Genomic DNA, 15,299 nt, shown 5'->3' with positions numbered 1-15,299 from the left:
GCTCCGGCCCGTCATTGCTTGGTCACCCCTGGCTGCTGAGCACTGCCTTCATGACCGCCTGGGCGACGGGGGCGGCGAGACCGCCACCGCTGATGTCGTCACGGGCGGTGCCCTCGCTGTCCTCGATCACCACGGCGACGGCGACGGGCGAGGTGCCGTCCGCGGTCTCGGCGTAGGAGATGAACCAGGCGTAGGGGCGCTTCTTGTTGCCCTCGCCGTGCTGCGCCGTACCGGTCTTGCCGCCGACCTTCACGTCCTTGATCTTGGCGTTGGTGCCGGTGCCCTTCTCGACGACGTTGACCATCATCTCCTGGACCTTCTGCGCGTTGGCGGCGGAGAGGGGCCGGCTCATCTCCTGCGGCTCGTGCTTCTCGATGATGTCCAGGTTGGGGGCCGTGAGCTGGTCGACCATGTACGGCTTCATCAGCTTGCCGTCGTTGGCGATGGCGGCGGTGACCATGGCCATCTGCAGCGGGGTGGCCGCCGTGTTGAACTGGCCGATGGCGCTCTGGGCGTTGCCGTCCTTGCCCATCTTCTTGTCGTAGATGCTGGCGAAGGCGCGGACCGGGATGTCGATCTTGTCGTTGTTGAAGCCGAACTTCTCCGCGGTCTCCACCATCTTGTCGCGGGTGACCTTGTCGCCCATGTTCGCGAAGACGGAGTTGCAGGAGATGCGCAGGGCCTCGTTGAGGCTGGCCTTCTCACAACCGGTGTGCGAGTTGGGCAGCTTGGTCTGCGTGCCGGGCAGGATGTACGGCTCGGGGGTGTCCGTCGGGTCGTCGATGTTCTTGACGACGCCGTGCTCCAGGGCCGCGGCCGCGGTGACCACCTTGAAGGTGGAGCCCGGCGGGTAGGTCTCGCGCAGGGCGCGGTTGACGAGCTTCTTGTCCTCGCTGTCCTTCAGCTCGACCCAGGCCTTCTCGTCGGCCTTGGAGTTGCCCGCGAAGCTGGAGGGGTCGTACGAGGGGGTGGAGACCAGGGCGAGGATGGCGCCGGTGCGCGGGTCGATGGCGGCGACCGCGCCCTTCTTGTCGCCGAGCTCCTTGAAGGCGGCCCGCTGCGCGTCGGGGTTGAGCGTGGTGACGACGTTGCCGCCCTGCTTCTTCTCCCCGGTGAACATGCCGATGGTGCGGTCGAAGAACAGCCGGTCGTCGTTGCCGGTGAGGATGCCGTCTTCCAGCGATTCGAGCTGGGTGGAGCCGAAGGCCTGCGAGGCGTACCCGGTGACGGGCGACCACAGCGCGCCGTCCTTGTAGGTCCGCTTGAACTTGTAGTCGCTGCCGTCGGTGACCGCGGAGCCGGTGATCGGCTCGCCCCGGACGATGATGTTGCCGCGCTCCGTCGCGTACTGGGCGATCTGGACCCGGCGGTTCTCCTTGCGCGTGCTGAGTTCCTCGGCCTGGACGTACTGCAGCCAGTTCGTACGGATCAGCAGGGCGAGGACGAGCAGCCCGCAGAACAGCGAGATGCGGCGCAGGGGCTTGTTCATGACGGGCGGACCACCTGGGTCATCTCGGAGTCGGGGGACGGGGCGGGGGCCGGTGCCGGTCGGCGGGCGGTGTCGCTGATCCGGATGAGGACGGCGATGAGGATCCAGTTCGCGAGGACGGAGGAACCGCCGGACGCGAGGAAGGGCATCGTCATGCCGGTGAGGGGGATGAGCCCCATGACGCCGCCGGCGACCACGAAGATCTGGAGCGCGAAGGCGCCGGAGAGGCCGATGGCGAACAGCTTGCCGAAGGGGTCGCGGGCGGCGAGGGCGGTGCGGACGCCCCGCTCGATGATCAGGCCGTAGATCAGGAGGAAGGCCATCACACCGGCGAGCCCGAGCTCTTCGCCGACGGTGGAGAAGATGAAGTCGGAGTTGGCGGCGAAGCCGATGAGGTCGGAGTTGCCCTGGCCCCATCCGGTGCCGAGGACGCCGCCCGAGCCGAAGCTCATGATCGACTGGCCGACCTGCTCGCAGGCGCCGGAGGTGGAGTAGCAGGCGAAGGGGTCGAGCCAGGCGGTGACGCGGGCCTTGACGTGGCTGGCGGTGGCCCCGACGACGGTGGCGCCGCCGACCGACATCAGCAGGCCGATGACGATCCAGCTGGTGCGCTCGGTGGCCACGTACAGCATGATCACGAACATGCCGAAGAAGAGCAGCGAGGTGCCGAGGTCGTTCTCGAAGACGAGGACGAGCAGGCTCATCGCCCAGATCATCAGGATCGGGCCGAGGTCGCGGCCGCGCGGCAGGTAGAGCCCCATGAAGCGGCGGCTGGCCAGCGCGAGCGCGTCGCGCTTCACCATGAGGTAACCGGCGAAGAAGATCGCGATGACGATCTTCGCGAACTCACCGGGCTGGATGGAGAAGCCGCCGACGCTGATCCAGATCTTGGCGCCGAAGACGTCGGCCCCGAGGCCCGGGATGACCGGCAGGATCAGCAGGACCAGGGCGCCGGCCATGGAGATGTACGTGAACCGCTGCAGGACGCGGTGGTCCTTGAGGACCAGCAGCACGGCGGCGAACAGGGCGATGGCCACCGCCGTGTACATCATCTGCCGCGGCGCCGACGGCGAGAAGGTGCCGAAGGACCGCTTCGCCAGGTTCTGCAGGCGCTCGGACTGGTCCAGGCGCCAGATCAGGACGAGGCCCAGCCCGTTGAGGAGGGTGGCCAGCGGCAGCAGCAGCGGGTCGGCGTACTTGGCGTACCGGCGCACGACGAGGTGCGCGATCCCGGCGAGGCAGCCGAGGCCGAGGCCGTAGAGCACCATGCCGGGCGGCAGGCTGCCGTTGATCGCGAGACCCACGTTGGCGTAGGCGAACATCGGGATGACCACGGCGAAGACGAGCAGCAGGAGCTCGGTGTTCCGCCGGCTCGGCAGCTCGATGGCCCCGATGGTGGTCGTGTTGGTGACAACGCTCATGGTGTGGCAGGCCCCCTGCGCCCGCGTGTGACTGCTACTTCCCGCACAGCCCGACCAGCTGCTGCTCCTCGGGAGTCAGGCCGGGACCGGGTGCCGGAGTGTTCTGCGCCTCGGCATTGCGGCGCTCTTCGTCCTTCTTGCAGGCGGATGCCTGGACGCCGAGGTCGTCGAGCTTCCTCTTGGCGACGTCGAGGCTGCCTTCGCTGATGGTGGCCTCGACCAGCTTCCGCTTGAAGGGCGGCAGGTACTTCAGTTCGATGTCGGGGCGGTCGGTCTCCACCTTGGAGAGCTCCAGCGGGCCGAGCTTCGGGCTGATGCCGCGGAAGAGCGCGACGTGCTCGCCCTTCTTGCCGACGTAGAACTGGGTCTGGGTCCAGCGCCAGCCGGCGTACAGGCCGCCGCCGATGACGCCGACGACGATGAGCAGGGTCAGCGTACGGGTGGTCCACTTGCGCCCTTTGCTGCGGCGCCTGCGGGGGTGGCCGTACCCGTCCTCGTAGCCGGAGTCGGCGTCGTAGCCGTCGGCTTCGCCGAAGCTGCCGTAACCGCCGCCGCCCTTGCCCTGCTCGGAGTACCCGTAGCCGGGGGCGTCGCCGCTGCCGGGGGGGCCGAAGGCACCGGCGGGGGGCGGGGCCTGGCGGCCGAGGCCCGAGGCCCGGCCGGCCGGCGTCTGCATGGCGTTGCCGCCGTCGAAGAGCTGGTGCTGGTTCTCGGCGACCGCGCCGACGACCACCGGGGTGTCGCTGACCTGGGCGGCGAGGGTGTCGCCGCTGTCGGTGTCGAGCACGTCGGCGACGATGCAGGTGATGTTGTCGGGTCCGCCGCCGCGCAGCGCCAGCTGGATCAGCGACTGCACGGTCTCGCGGGGGCCGTGGTAGTCGGCGAGGGTCTCTTCCAGGGTCTGGTGGGAGACGACGCCGGAGAGCCCGTCGGAGCAGATCAGGTAGCGGTCGCCGGCCCGGACCTCACGGATGGAGAGGTCGGGTTCGACGATGTCGCCGCTGCCCAGCGCGCGCATCAGCAGGGAGCGCTGCGGGTGGGTGGTGGCTTCCTCTTCCGTGATGCGGCCCTCGTCGACGAGGCGCTGCACCCAGGTGTGGTCCTGGGTGATCTGGGTGAGGACGCCGTCGCGGAGCAGGTAGGCGCGGGAGTCGCCGACGTGGACGAGGCCGAGGCGCTGACCGGTCCACAGCAGGGCGGTCAGGGTGGTCCCCATGCCCTCGAGCTGGGGGTCCTCCTCGACCATGACGCGCAGCTGGTCGTTGGCCCGCTGCACGGCTGTGGCGAGGGAGGTGAGGATGTCGGAGCCCGGGACGTCGTCGTCGAGCTGCACGAGGGTGGAGATCACCTCGGAGCTCGCGACCTCGCCGGCGGCCTGGCCTCCCATGCCGTCGGCGATCGCGAGGAGACGGGGGCCGGCGTAGCCGGAGTCCTCGTTCCCCTCGCGGATCATGCCCTTGTGTGATCCGGCGGCGAACCGCAGGGACAGACTCATGCGCACCTCGCCGGTCGGCTCCGGGTACAACCGGTCTCGAGCCACACTGCCCACCCTCCGGTCGGGAGCGCGCGCGTGTCCGTGTCCACGGTGGGACGGATCGCCGTCGCGCGCTCGCTCCGCTCGCTCATTCTCGTACTACTTCCGCAGCTCGATGACGGTCTTGCCGATGCGGATCGGTGCGCCCGGTGGAATGGGCGTCGGGGTGGTCAGCCGGGTCCGGTCGAGATACGTGCCGTTGGTGGACCCGAGATCCTCGACGATCCACTGGCCGTCACGGTCGGGATAGATCCTGGCATGGCGGCTGGACGCGTAGTCGTCGTCCAGCACGATCGTGGAGTCGTGGGCGCGGCCCAGGGTGATCGTCTGGCCGGCGAGGGCCACCGTGGTTCCCGTGAGGGTGCCCTCGGACACGACGAGCTTAGTGGGCGCACCGCGGCGCTGGCGCTGCTGCGGAGGCGCGGCCTGGCGGCCCGCCTGCTGCGGGGCGCTCGTGGCTCCACCGCGGCGGGAGCCGCGCTGGGTCACTCTCGTCCCGAAGAGATCGCTGCGGATGACCTGGACGGCCACGATGACGAACAGCCACAGAACGGCTAGGAAACCCAACCGCATGACCGTCAGGGTCAGCTCTGACATTGCCCCCGCTTCACCCTTCGGCTTGCCGGTAAATGATGGTGGTGCTGCCCACGACGATCCGCGAGCCGTCGCGGAGCGTAGCGCGGGTGGTGTGCTGCCCGTCCACCACGATGCCGTTGGTGGACCCGAGATCCTGGATCGTCGAGGGCGTTCCGGTCCGGATCTCACAGTGCCGGCGGGATACGCCGGGGTCGTCGATCCGCACGTCGGCTTCCGTGCTTCGGCCGAGTACGAGCGTGGGGCGCGAGATCTGGTGGCGGGTGCCGTTGATCTCGATCCAGTGCCGCCGGGGGCCGCCCGGGCCGGCCGCGGGGGCCGGTCCGGGTCCGCCGGGGGCGGGCCTGCGCGGGCCCGCGCCGCCGGGCGGCGGTGCGCTGGGCATGGGCGGGGCGGCGACCGGCGGATAGCCGTAACCGCCCTGCGGCTGGTTCTCCGGCGGGTAGCCGTAGCCGCCCTGCGGTGAGGCCGGCCCCGCCTGCGGCTGGGAGGTGCTGGAGGCGAGGGTGCGGCTGCGGACCCGGTAGAGCCCGGTGTCGAGGTCGTCGGCCTTCTCCAGGTGGACCTTGATGGGGCCCATGAAGCTGTAGCGCTGCTGCTTGGCGTAGTCGCGGACGAGGCCCGCGAGCTCGTCGCCGAGCTGCCCGGAGTAGGGGCTCAGGCGGTCGTAGTCACCGGCGCTGAGCTCGACGATGAAGTCGTTGGGGACGACGGTCCGCTCGCGGTTCCAGATGGTGGCGTTGTTGTCGCACTCCCGCTGGAGGGCTCCCGCGATCTCCACCGGCTGGACCTCGGACTTGAACACCTTGGCGAAGGTGCCGTTCACCAGACCTTCGAGTCGCTGCTCGAACCGCTTCAGGACTCCCATGGGGCACCTCCTCCGTCGTTGTCGCCCTGTACTGCTTACTGATCGTATCCACGCGTGGCGGATTCCAGTGGTTCCCCATCGCTCCTGTGAGGACGAGTGTTGGTCCTCACAAGGGATCGTAGGGGCGTCGCAGGAACAGTGTCCCGCACCGGGAGCGGAGTGCGGGAGGGGCCGTCCACAGCGGGGTGCGGGTGTCCCGGGAAAGCGATTGCAAACCACCCCGTTCACCGTGCTAATGTTTCGACGTCGCCAGGGGAACGGCCCGAAAGGGAAGAACCACTGGGACGCTGCTCGGGCGAGTGGCGGAACGGCAGACGCGCTGGCTTCAGGTGCCAGTGTCCTTCGGGACGTGGGGGTTCAAATCCCCCCTCGCCCACATCGACGAGACGGTCGTCACTGCGAAAGCGGTGGCGGCCGTTTCGTGTTTCCCCGTCACTTCTCCTTCCCCCGGTCGCTTCTGCCGCCCTGCCGGGGGTGATCCAGGACACGTCGTCCAGGTCGCCGCCCGCGTTCGACTTTCGTCGGGGAGGGGGCGACGAAAGAGGGCAGCCGGGCGGGGGGCGGGGTGTCTAGGGTCGGGCGGGTGGATGTGAAGGCGAAGACGCGGGCGGGCTGGGACCGGCTGAGGGGGCCACAGCCGTGGACCCGGCGGATGCTGGTGACGGACCTGGCCGTCGGCGGGGTGCTGGCCGTCCTCGGGCTGGGCGTCGACGAGCTCAGCGGCGGCTCCGGTCCGCGGATGCTCGTGGGCTCCGTGGTCGTGGTGGCGCTGACCCTGATGCGCCGGCGGCTGCCGGGGACCGCGCTCGTGGTCGCCTCGGCGGTGGGCGTCCTCCTGCCGGGGACGTTCTTCGTCACGCCGCTGCTGGCCTGGTCGGCGGGACGGCGGATCGTCGGGGTGGGCCGGGCGGTGGCCGCCTTCGCGCTGGCCTTCGTCGCGGCGGTCGGCGCGAGCGTCGCGGACCAGTCGGCGCAGATGCAGCCGGTGCTGGTGATCGTGTTCTCCACGCTGATGTTCCTGGCCATGATCGTGATGCCGGGTCTGGCCAGCCGGTACTGGTCGCAGCGGCGCACCCTGCTGCGGGCGCTCCACGAGCGCAACGGACAGCTGCTGCGCGAGCGGGCCATGGTCGCCGGGCAGGCGAGGCTGCGCGAGCGGCAGCGCATCGCCCAGGACATGCACGACAGCCTGGGGCACCAACTGGCCCTGATCTCCGTGCACACCGGGGCGCTGGAGGTCGATCCGGAACTCACCGGCCGTCAGCGCGAGGCCGTGGGCGTGCTGCGGCAGGCCTCGGTGGCCGCGATGCACGAACTGCGCGAGGTCGTCGGCATCCTGCGCGACGGCGTGGAGGCGCCCGCGCCGGTGGAGGACGCCCAGCCGGCGGCGCGCGGCGTGGCCGGGATCCCCGGGGTCGTGGAGTCGGCGCGCGGTTCGGGCACCGACGTACGGCTGACCACCTCGGGGCAGCCGAGGCCGCTGGTCGCGGCGTGCGACCACGCCGCGTACCGGATCGTCCAGGAGGCCCTGACGAACGCGTACAAGCACGCTCCGGGGGCGCCGATCGCCGTCGAGCTGCGGTACGAGGACGACTCGCTGGTGGTGGAGATCGCCAACGGTCCGGCGGCCGGTCCGGTGGACCCCGAGGTCGTCTCGGGCGGGCAGGGCCTGACGGGGCTGCGCGAGCGGGCGCGGCTGGTCGGCGGGATGGTGCACGCGGGCGCCACCGACGACGGCGGGTTCCGGGTGGCCGGGGTGCTCCCGTACGGCGCCGAGCCGGCGGGGGTGGAGGACGTGGCCGACGACTTCGGGCAGCGGGCCCACGCGCGGACGCACGCGCCGGCCGGGGAGCAGCCGATGGACTGGGCGGCCCTGGACAAGGAGCTGGCCGTACGGGTGCGCAGCCGGACCGGCGGCGTCGCCGTGGGCTGCGGGATCGCCTTCGCGGCGGTGGTGCTGCTGGTGATCGTGCTCGGTGCCGGAGTCGTGCTGCTGGTGGACTCGGCGGGCGACGCCATGATCGGCCGCGACGAGTACGACGCCGTGCACGTGGGCGAGTCGGAGCAGTCCGTCCGCGACCGGCTGCCGAGCGGCGAGAGCTTCATGACGGCGGGAGCGGTCCGCAAGGGGCCGGCCAGGCCGCCGGGGTCGGAGTGCCTGGCCCTGCTGGCCGAGGAGTCGTCGGGGAGCTGGGACACGGACCTGGTTTTCCGGTTCTGCTTCCAGGACGGCAAGCTCGTCGACAAGCAGGTCTACGAGGTCAAGCAGTAGGAGCACGGGTGACAGCCGAAGTGATCCGCGTGGTGATCGCCGACGACGAGCCGCTGATCCGGGCCGGGATCAGGATGATCCTGACCTCGGCGCCGGACATCCAGGTCGTCGCGGAGGCCGCGAACGGCCGGGAGGCGGTGGAACTGGCCCGCTCGCACGCGCCCGCCGTGATGCTGCTCGACATCCAGATGCCGGTGATGGACGGGCTGACGGCGCTGGCCGAACTGCGGCGGGTCGCGCCGGAGGTGCGCGCACTGATCCTGACGACCTTCGGCGAGAAGGAGAACGTGCTGCGGGCGCTGGGCCAGGGCGGCGCCGGGTTCCTGCTGAAGGACTCGGCGCCCGGCGAGCTGATCGGGGCCGTCCGGGCCGCCGCGGCCGGGGACGCGTACCTCTCGCCGGGGGCCACCCGGCACGTCGTGGACCAGCTGGCGTCGGGGAAGGCCGCCGCGCGCGGCGAGGAGGCCCGGCGCCGGGTGGCGGAGCTGAGCGAGCGGGAGCGCGGGGTGCTGGCGTTGCTGGGCGAGGGGCTGTCCAACGCGGAAGCGGGCCGGCGGTTGCACATGAGCGAGGCGACCGTGAAGACGTACGTGAGCCGCATCCTGGCGAAGCTGGGCTGCGAGAACCGGGTCCAGGCCGCGCTGCTGGCCAGGGACGCCGGGCTGTAGATACGGTCAGCCCGTTCGAAAGACGATCGATGAACGGGTGGGGGCGGCGCCGATGGCGGCGGTAGCGGGGCAGCGGATTCCGGACGTGGCGGGCTTCGCGCCGCGAACGGCGGCGGGCTCTCCCAAGGCGGAGGGCAAGGCGCTGCGCGCGCGCGTGCCGCGGGCGGCGCACGCCGCCTTCGTGGCGCCGGCCGGGCGGCCGGACGCGGTGCGGGCGGTGGAGGAGTCCAACGCGGGGCGGGTCGCCGAGCTGACTCCCATACGGGTGGGCCGCATGGCCGCGAACCCCTTCGCCTTCCTGCGCGGGTCGGCCGGGCTGATGGCCCACGACCTGTCGGGCGGCCCCGTGACCGGGATCGGCGCGCAGATCTGCGGCGACGCCCACGCGGCGAACTTCGGCCTCTACGGGGACGCTCACGGGCGGCTCGTCATCGACCTGAACGACTTCGACGAGACCGTGTTCGGCCCGTGGGAATGGGACGTCAAGCGGTTGGCGACCTCGCTGGTGCTGGCCGGCCGGGTGGCGGGCGCGGACGAGGACACCTGCCGGGCGGCCGCGCTGGACGCGGTGGGCGCCTACCGGCGGACCATGCGGCTGCTGGCCAGGCTGCCCGCCCTCGACGCGTGGAACGCCATCGCGGACGAGGAACTCGTCTCGCACGCCGACGCCCGGGACCTGCTGGGCACGCTGGAGCGGGTTTCGGAGAAGGCCCGCAACAACACCTCCGCCCGGTTCGCCGCCAAGTCGACGCGGACGGGGCCGGACGGCGGGCTCCGCTTCGTCGACGCGCTGCCCGTGCTGCGCCGGGTCGGCGACGCGGAGGCGGCCGCCGTGGCGGCCTCGCTCGGCCCCTACCTCGGGACCCTGCCGGGCGACCGGCTGCCACTGCTGTCCCGGTACACGATCCAGGACGTGGCCTTCCGCGTGGTGGGGACCGGGAGCGTCGGCACCCGCTCGTACGTGGTGCTGCTGCTGGACCACCGGGGCGAGGCGCTGGTGCTCCAGGTGAAGGAGGCCCGGCCCTCGGTGCTGCTGCCGCACCTGCCCGCGCTGGGCTTCGTCTCGCCGCCCGAGGAGCACGAGGGCCGCCGGGTGGTCGCCGGGCAGAAGCAGATGCAGGTGGTCTCCGACATCATGCTGGGCTGGACCACGGTGGAGGGCCGGCCGTTCCAGGTCCGGCAGTTCCGCAACCGCAAGGGCAGCGTGGACCCGGCCGCGCTGGCCGCCGACCAGATCGACGACTACGGGCGGATGACCGGCGCCCTGCTGGCCCGGGCGCACGCGCACAGCGCCGACCCGCGGCTGCTGGCCGGCTACTGCGGCAAGAACGAGGAACTGGACGAGGCGATGGCGGCCTTCGCGGTGGCCTACGCCGACAGGAGCGAGGCCGACCACGCCGACCTGGTGGCGGCGGTGCGGGCGGGCCGGATCGCCGCGGAGGCCGGGGTCTGACGGCGTCGGCGGGCCCGGTCGCCGCGGGCGGTGTTTCACGTGAAACACCGCCCGCGCGGAGGGGCCGTAGGCTGGCCGGGTGAGCGAGCAGACCGAGCAGCCCGAACAGACAGTCCCCGGTGATTCCGGCGACTCCTCCGTCACCGGTGAGGAGCGCCCGGAGGCGCGCCTGGAGCGGGCCGTACGGGCCGCCGAGCAGGCGCTGATCGAGTTCGAGATCGCGGTCGAGACCTTCCGCGTGGAGGTGGAGAACTTCTCCCGCCTGCACCACCAGAAGCTCGGCCCGATGTACTCGCGGCTCGACGAGCTGGACGCGCTGATCGCCGAGGCCAGGGCGGCCCGCACGGGGGACCCCGAGGACCTGCGCCGGGCCCGGGAGGCACGCTCACTGGTCATGCCGATGCCGGGCGTGGATGAGCTGTTCCACGACTGGCTGGGCTCGGACGGGATCTCCGACGACGCCGGCGCGATGCTCACCGACCGGCCCGTGCGGCCGCCGGAGCGGGTGCGGCCCACGGAGGAGGTCCGCCGCCTGTACCGCGAGCTGGTCCGCCAGGCGCACCCCGACCTCGCCCAGGAGGAGGCGGAGCGGGAGCGGCGCGACGCGTTCATCGCCCGGGTCAACGCCGCCTACGGGCGGGGCGACGCGGAGCTGCTGCGCGAGCTGGCCGAGGAGTGGGCGGCCGGACCGGCCCCGGAGGCGGCCGCGCCGAGCGAGAGCGAGGAGCTGTACGCCCGGCTGGAGTGGCTGGCACAGCGCAAGGAGCTGCTGGCGCTGGTGGCCCGGGAGCTGGAGGACAGCGCGATCGGGTCGATGCTGCGGATGGCTCCCGAGGACCCGGACCGGCTGCTCGAGGAGATCGCGGAGCAGCTGCTGGCGCAGGTGTCCGAGCGTGAGGCGGAGCTGGCGGCGGCGCTCGCCGCGCAGTGAGCGGGCCGTGCCACGGTCCGTGCCACGGGCCGCGCCGGCGGGGTCGAACGTGCCCGTCGGATAAGTTGGAGGGACCATCTGTGATGAGAGAAGGCGACGTATGAACTTCGGACCGCTTCCCTCGGTGGACGCCGCCGCGGTGCCCTCCGAAGGCTTTGTCCTTGACGTCCGCGAGGACGACGAATGGGCGGCCGGCCACGTCGAGGGCGCCCTGCACATCCCGATGAGCGACTTCGTCGCCCGCTTCGGTGAGCTTACGGAGGCCGTCGAGGACGGCCGCCGCGTGTACGTGATGTGCCGGGTCGGCGGCCGTTCCGCGCAGGTCACCCAGTACCTGGTGCGCCAGGAGATCGACGCCGTGAACGTCGACGGCGGGATGAAGGCCTGGGACGGTGCCGGGCGCCCGATGGTGACGGACAACGGGAATCCGGCCTTCGTGCTGTAGTCCCGCTCAGCCGAGGGGGTGGGCGGCCAGCAGGTCGCCCAGGGCCTCCTCGTGCGCGGCGGCCGGGCCGAGCTGGAGTTCCAGCTGCTTGGCCCAGGCGTGGTAGCGGTGCAGCGGGTAGTCGGTGTCGGCGCCGAAGCCGCCGTGCAGGTGTTGGGCGGTCTGCACGACCCGGCGCACGCCCTCCGAGGCCCAGATCTTGGCGACCGCGACGTCACCGGAGCTCGGGAGCGGACCGCCGGCCCCGGCGGTCGCGGCGTCGAGCCGCCAGGCGGCCTGCCACAGGGTGACCTCCATGGCGCGCAGGTCGATGTAGCGGTCGGCGGCCTGGACGGCGACCGCCTGGAAGGTGGCCACCGGGAAGCCGAACTGCTCGCGCTTGCCGGTGTACTGGGCGGTCATCGTGAGGACGCTCTCGCCGAGCCCGAGGGCCAGTGCGCAGGTGCCGGTGGCGAGGAGCTGGCGGAGCCGCTCCCAGGCCCCCGGGGTGTCGATGAGGTGGGCGGCCTCCACCCGTACGCCGTCCAGGGCGAGTTCGGCCAGCCGCTCCCCGCTGGTGGAGACCTGCTCGGCGAGGGCGAGGCCCTCGGCGGTGCGCGGGACGAACGCGAGGACGGCGTCGCCCTCCCCGGTGTGGGCCGGCACGGCGATCCAGTCGGCGTTCTGCGCCCAGGGGACGGCGGTCTGCGTGCCGTCCAGGACCCACGCCCCCTCCTCGCGGCGGGCGGTGACGGCGAGTTCGGCCGGGTCGTGGCCGGAGCGGCCGTGCGCGGCGGCGGTGAGCACGAGCGTGCCGCGCGCCGCGCCGGGCAGCAGGGCGGAGGCCAGTTCGGGGCTGCCGTGGGCCTGGACCGCCATGGCCGCGGCGCAGTGCTCCAGCAGCGGAACCCGGGCCAGCGCCCGGCCCGCCTCGCGCAGCACCAGGCACAGGGCGATGGCGTCCAGGCCGGCGCCGCCGTGCTCCTCGGCCAGGACCAGGCCCAGCAGGTCGGCCCCGGCGAGCCTGGCCCACAGCGGGCGGTCGAAGTCGTCGGCGACGGCGCCCGGGGTGAGCGCGGGGCTGGGCACGCCGTCGGGTGCGACGTCCGCGAACACGGCCCGGGCCGCCTCGACGGCGGCCTGCTGCTCCTCGGTGAAGGTGAAGTCCACTGCCTGTCCTCCCGCGCGCGTTCAGGTCTGACGGTGCGTCAAGATAGAACAGGTTCTGGAAATTGGACAGAGGAAGGCCCGGAGCGGAACTCCCGGCCAGGCCGCCCTAGCGGTCGAAGTCGATCTCCACTTCCTCCGTCAGCGGGTGCGACTGGCAGGCCAGGACGAATCCGGCCTCCGTCTCCTCGGATTCCAGGGCGAAGTTCCGGTCCATCCGGACCTCGCCCGACACCAGGAAGGCCCGGCAGGTGCCGCAGACCCCGCCCTTGCAGGCGTACGGGGCGTCCGCGCGGTTGCGCAGCACCGCGTCCAGCAGGGATTCGCCGTCCTGGACCGGCCAGGTGCCGGAACGTCCGTCGAGCCGCGCGGTGACCCGCCCGTGCGAGGCGGCCACCGAGGCCGCGGTGCGGGCCGGCGCCGTGACCTCCTCGACGTGGAAGATCTCCTCGTGCACCCGGGTCCGTACGACGCCGAGGCCGCTCAGGGCGCGCTCGGCGCCCTGCACCAGACCGTAGGGGCCGCACAGGAACCAGCCCGTCACCTTCGCCACCGGGAGCAGCGCGGGCAGCAGGGCCGCCAGCCGCTCCTCGTCCAGCCGCCCGGAGGGCAGCCCGGACTCCTGCTCCTCCCGGGAGAGGACCGTCACCAGCTGGAACCGCGCCGGATACCGGTCCTTGAGGTCGGCGACCTCCTCCAGGAACATCGTCGAGGCCGCCGTACGGTCGCTGCGCACGAGGCAGAAGCGGGCGTCGGGCCGGGCGGCCAGCAGGGTCGCGGCGATGGACAGCACGGGTGTGATGCCGCTGCCGCCGACGATCGCGGCGTAGTGCCCCGAGGCCGGGGCGGCGGCGGGCTCCAGCACGAACCGGCCGGCCGGGACCATGACGTCGAGGACGTCCCCGGCGGCGATCTCCTTGTGGGCGAAGGTGGAGAACTCGCCGCCCTCCACCAGCCGCACGCCGACCCGCAGCTCCGCCGGGCCCGGGCCGTCCGGCGCCGGTGCGGGAGAGCAGATCGAGTAGGTGCGGCGGACCTCGGTGCCGCCCTCGGGGGCGGTGCGGCGCAGGGTCAGGTGCTGGCCGGGGGCGTGCCGGTACTCCTCGCGCAGCTCCGCGGGAACCCGGAGGGTCAGCGCCACCGAGTCGTCGGTGAGCCGGTCGACTGCCGCCACCGTCAGCGGGTGGAACGCGCCGTGGCGGGGGGCGGCCATCTACAGCTCCTTGAAGTGGTCGAACGGTTCGCGGCAGGCGACGCAGCGGCGCAGCGCCTTGCACGCGGTGGAGGAGAACCGGCTGAGCAGTTCGGTGTCGGTCGATCCGCAGTTCGGGCAGCGGACCGACAGGGTGAGGGGGACCGGCCCGCCCGCCGCGTGCGGGCGGGGCGGGGCGATGCCGAACTCGGCGAGCTTGCGGCGGCCCTCGGCGCTGATGTCGTCGGTCGACCAGGCGGGGGCCAGCACGGTGGTCACCCGCACCTCGGGTATGCCGTGGCCGGTCAGGACCCGCTCGATGTCGGCCGACATGGCCTCGATGGCCGGGCAGCCGGTGTAGGTGGGCGTGAGGGTGACCTCGGCGTGGCCGTCCTCGTGCATCCGCACACCGCGCACGACGCCGAGCTCGCCGAGGGTGAGCACGGGCAGCTCGGGGTCCGGGACGGAACCGGCCAGCTCGGCCAGCTCCGCCTCCAGGCGGGTCACCCCGGCGTCGGCGGTCACCATGACGCCCCCGGGTGGCTGCGGTGCAGGTGCTGCATCTCGGCGAGCATCCGGCCGAACGGCTCGGTGTGCAGGCCCTGGCGGCCGGCGCCGGCGGCCCAGGCGCCGGTGCGCGGCCCCTCGGGCAGGGCGAGACCGGCCCGCTCCAGCACACCGGTCAGCGCGGCCAGCCAGCGCTCTTCCAGAGCGGCCCAGTCCACGCCGTCGAGCCCCTCCACCGGCTGGAACATCTCCCCGGTGTACTTCCACAGGGCGTCGAGGGCGGTCCGCATGCGCAGCCGGCTCTCCTCGGTGCCGTCGCCGAGCCGCAGGGTCCACTGCTCGGCGTGGTCGCGGTGGTACGCGGTCTCCTTGACGGCCTTGGCCGCGAGCGGGGCGAACGGGCCGTCGCCGCGGGCCAGCTCCCCGTACAGCTCGTGCTGGTGGAAGGAGAAGTAGAGCTGGCGGGCGATGGTGTGGGCGAAGTCGCCGTTCGGCTGCTCGACCAGCTGGAGGTTGCGGAAGGACCGCTCCTCGCGCAGGTAGGCCAGCTCGTCCTCGTCGCCGGCCATGGACAGCAGGATGCGGGCCTGGCCGAGCAGGTCGAGGGCGATGTTCGCGAGGGCGACCTCCTCCTCCAGGACGGGGGCGTGCCCCGCCCACTCGGCGAGGCGGTGGGAGAGGACCAGCGCGTCGTCGCCGAGCGCGAGAGCCGCCGCGACGGTCGTGCCGGTGCCGGTGCCGGTGCCGGTGCCGGTGTCGGTGGTGCCGGTGTCGGTGCC

14 protein-coding genes and 1 tRNA gene are annotated in these 15,299 nt (G+C 72.4%); 6 read left to right on the top strand and 9 right to left on the bottom strand.

All coding sequences use genetic code 11. From position 1 onward, the window contains the following. Positions 1-22: 22 nt before the first annotated feature. From ACZ6JT_RS19245 to ACZ6JT_RS19225, 5 genes are all read right to left on the bottom strand, one after another. Positions 23-1,489, bottom strand: a complete 1,467-nt coding sequence (locus ACZ6JT_RS19245; protein ID WP_469211219.1) for a peptidoglycan D,D-transpeptidase FtsI family protein — start codon at positions 1,487-1,489, stop codon at positions 23-25. Next, complete coding sequence (locus tag ACZ6JT_RS19240; RefSeq protein ID WP_365467880.1) at positions 1,486-2,910, bottom strand: FtsW/RodA/SpoVE family cell cycle protein; 1,425 nt, start codon at positions 2,908-2,910, stop codon at positions 1,486-1,488. The genes ACZ6JT_RS19245 and ACZ6JT_RS19240 overlap by 4 nt, the downstream gene beginning before the upstream one ends. A 34-nt stretch (positions 2,911-2,944) precedes the next feature. After that, positions 2,945-4,405, bottom strand: a complete 1,461-nt coding sequence (locus tag ACZ6JT_RS19235) for a PP2C family protein-serine/threonine phosphatase (RefSeq protein WP_469211217.1) — start codon at positions 4,403-4,405, stop codon at positions 2,945-2,947. A 138-nt stretch (positions 4,406-4,543) separates the two neighbouring features. Next, the gene (locus tag ACZ6JT_RS19230; RefSeq protein WP_215014477.1) at positions 4,544-5,041 is read right to left on the bottom strand and encodes an FHA domain-containing protein FhaB/FipA; all 498 of its coding nucleotides are present in this window, start codon (positions 5,039-5,041) and stop codon (positions 4,544-4,546) included. A gap of 10 nt (positions 5,042-5,051) precedes the next feature. Next, a complete protein-coding gene (locus tag ACZ6JT_RS19225) occupies positions 5,052-5,906 on the bottom strand; it encodes an FhaA domain-containing protein (protein WP_469211215.1) in 855 nt (284 codons plus the stop codon). A gap of 293 nt (positions 5,907-6,199) precedes the next feature. Here ACZ6JT_RS19225 and ACZ6JT_RS19220 point away from each other — a divergent pair. The 6 genes from ACZ6JT_RS19220 (at position 6,200) to ACZ6JT_RS19195 (ending at position 11,675) form a co-directional block, all read left to right on the top strand. Further along, positions 6,200-6,282, top strand: a tRNA-Leu gene (locus ACZ6JT_RS19220). Positions 6,283-6,489: 207 nt separating this feature from the next. Beyond that, a complete protein-coding gene (locus ACZ6JT_RS19215; RefSeq protein WP_469211213.1) occupies positions 6,490-8,178 on the top strand; it encodes a sensor histidine kinase in 1,689 nt (562 codons plus the stop codon). 8 nt (positions 8,179-8,186) lie between these two features. Further along, the gene (locus ACZ6JT_RS19210) at positions 8,187-8,846 is read left to right on the top strand and encodes a response regulator (RefSeq protein WP_469211211.1); all 660 of its coding nucleotides are present in this window, start codon (positions 8,187-8,189) and stop codon (positions 8,844-8,846) included. A 52-nt stretch (positions 8,847-8,898) separates the two neighbouring features. Beyond that, positions 8,899-10,299, top strand: a complete 1,401-nt coding sequence (locus tag ACZ6JT_RS19205) for a DUF2252 domain-containing protein (protein ID WP_469211209.1) — start codon at positions 8,899-8,901, stop codon at positions 10,297-10,299. Positions 10,300-10,468: 169 nt separating this feature from the next. After that, complete coding sequence (locus tag ACZ6JT_RS19200) at positions 10,469-11,230, top strand: J domain-containing protein (RefSeq protein ID WP_469211574.1); 762 nt, start codon at positions 10,469-10,471, stop codon at positions 11,228-11,230. A gap of 100 nt (positions 11,231-11,330) precedes the next feature. Continuing rightward, positions 11,331-11,675, top strand: coding sequence for a rhodanese-like domain-containing protein (locus tag ACZ6JT_RS19195; protein ID WP_469211208.1), 345 nt, complete (start codon positions 11,331-11,333; stop codon positions 11,673-11,675). 6 nt (positions 11,676-11,681) lie between these two features. On the opposite strand, the gene ACZ6JT_RS19190 is transcribed toward ACZ6JT_RS19195, so the two are convergent. From ACZ6JT_RS19190 to paaC, 4 genes are all read right to left on the bottom strand, one after another. Then, positions 11,682-12,824: an acyl-CoA dehydrogenase family protein gene (locus ACZ6JT_RS19190; RefSeq protein ID WP_469211206.1), complete on the bottom strand. Its 1,143-nt coding sequence runs from the start codon at positions 12,822-12,824 to the stop codon at positions 11,682-11,684. Between the two features lie 106 nt (positions 12,825-12,930). Continuing rightward, on the bottom strand, positions 12,931-14,034 hold the full coding sequence (locus ACZ6JT_RS19185; protein WP_469211205.1) for a 2Fe-2S iron-sulfur cluster-binding protein: 1,104 nt from the start codon (positions 14,032-14,034) through the stop codon (positions 12,931-12,933). Then, the gene (gene paaD, locus ACZ6JT_RS19180; protein ID WP_030707587.1) at positions 14,035-14,541 is read right to left on the bottom strand and encodes a 1,2-phenylacetyl-CoA epoxidase subunit PaaD; all 507 of its coding nucleotides are present in this window, start codon (positions 14,539-14,541) and stop codon (positions 14,035-14,037) included. Further along, positions 14,535-15,206 (bottom strand): 1,2-phenylacetyl-CoA epoxidase subunit PaaC, encoded by a 672-nt coding sequence (gene paaC, locus ACZ6JT_RS19175; protein ID WP_469211573.1) that lies wholly within the window; start codon positions 15,204-15,206, stop codon positions 14,535-14,537. The genes paaD and paaC overlap by 7 nt, the downstream gene beginning before the upstream one ends. Positions 15,207-15,299: the final 93 nt, after the last annotated feature.

The sequence above is a fragment of the Streptomyces sp. NPDC046308 genome (genome assembly GCF_055588065.1).
Note: the sequence above shows the minus strand (reverse complement) of the source record. Positions and strands in the feature narration are given on the sequence as shown.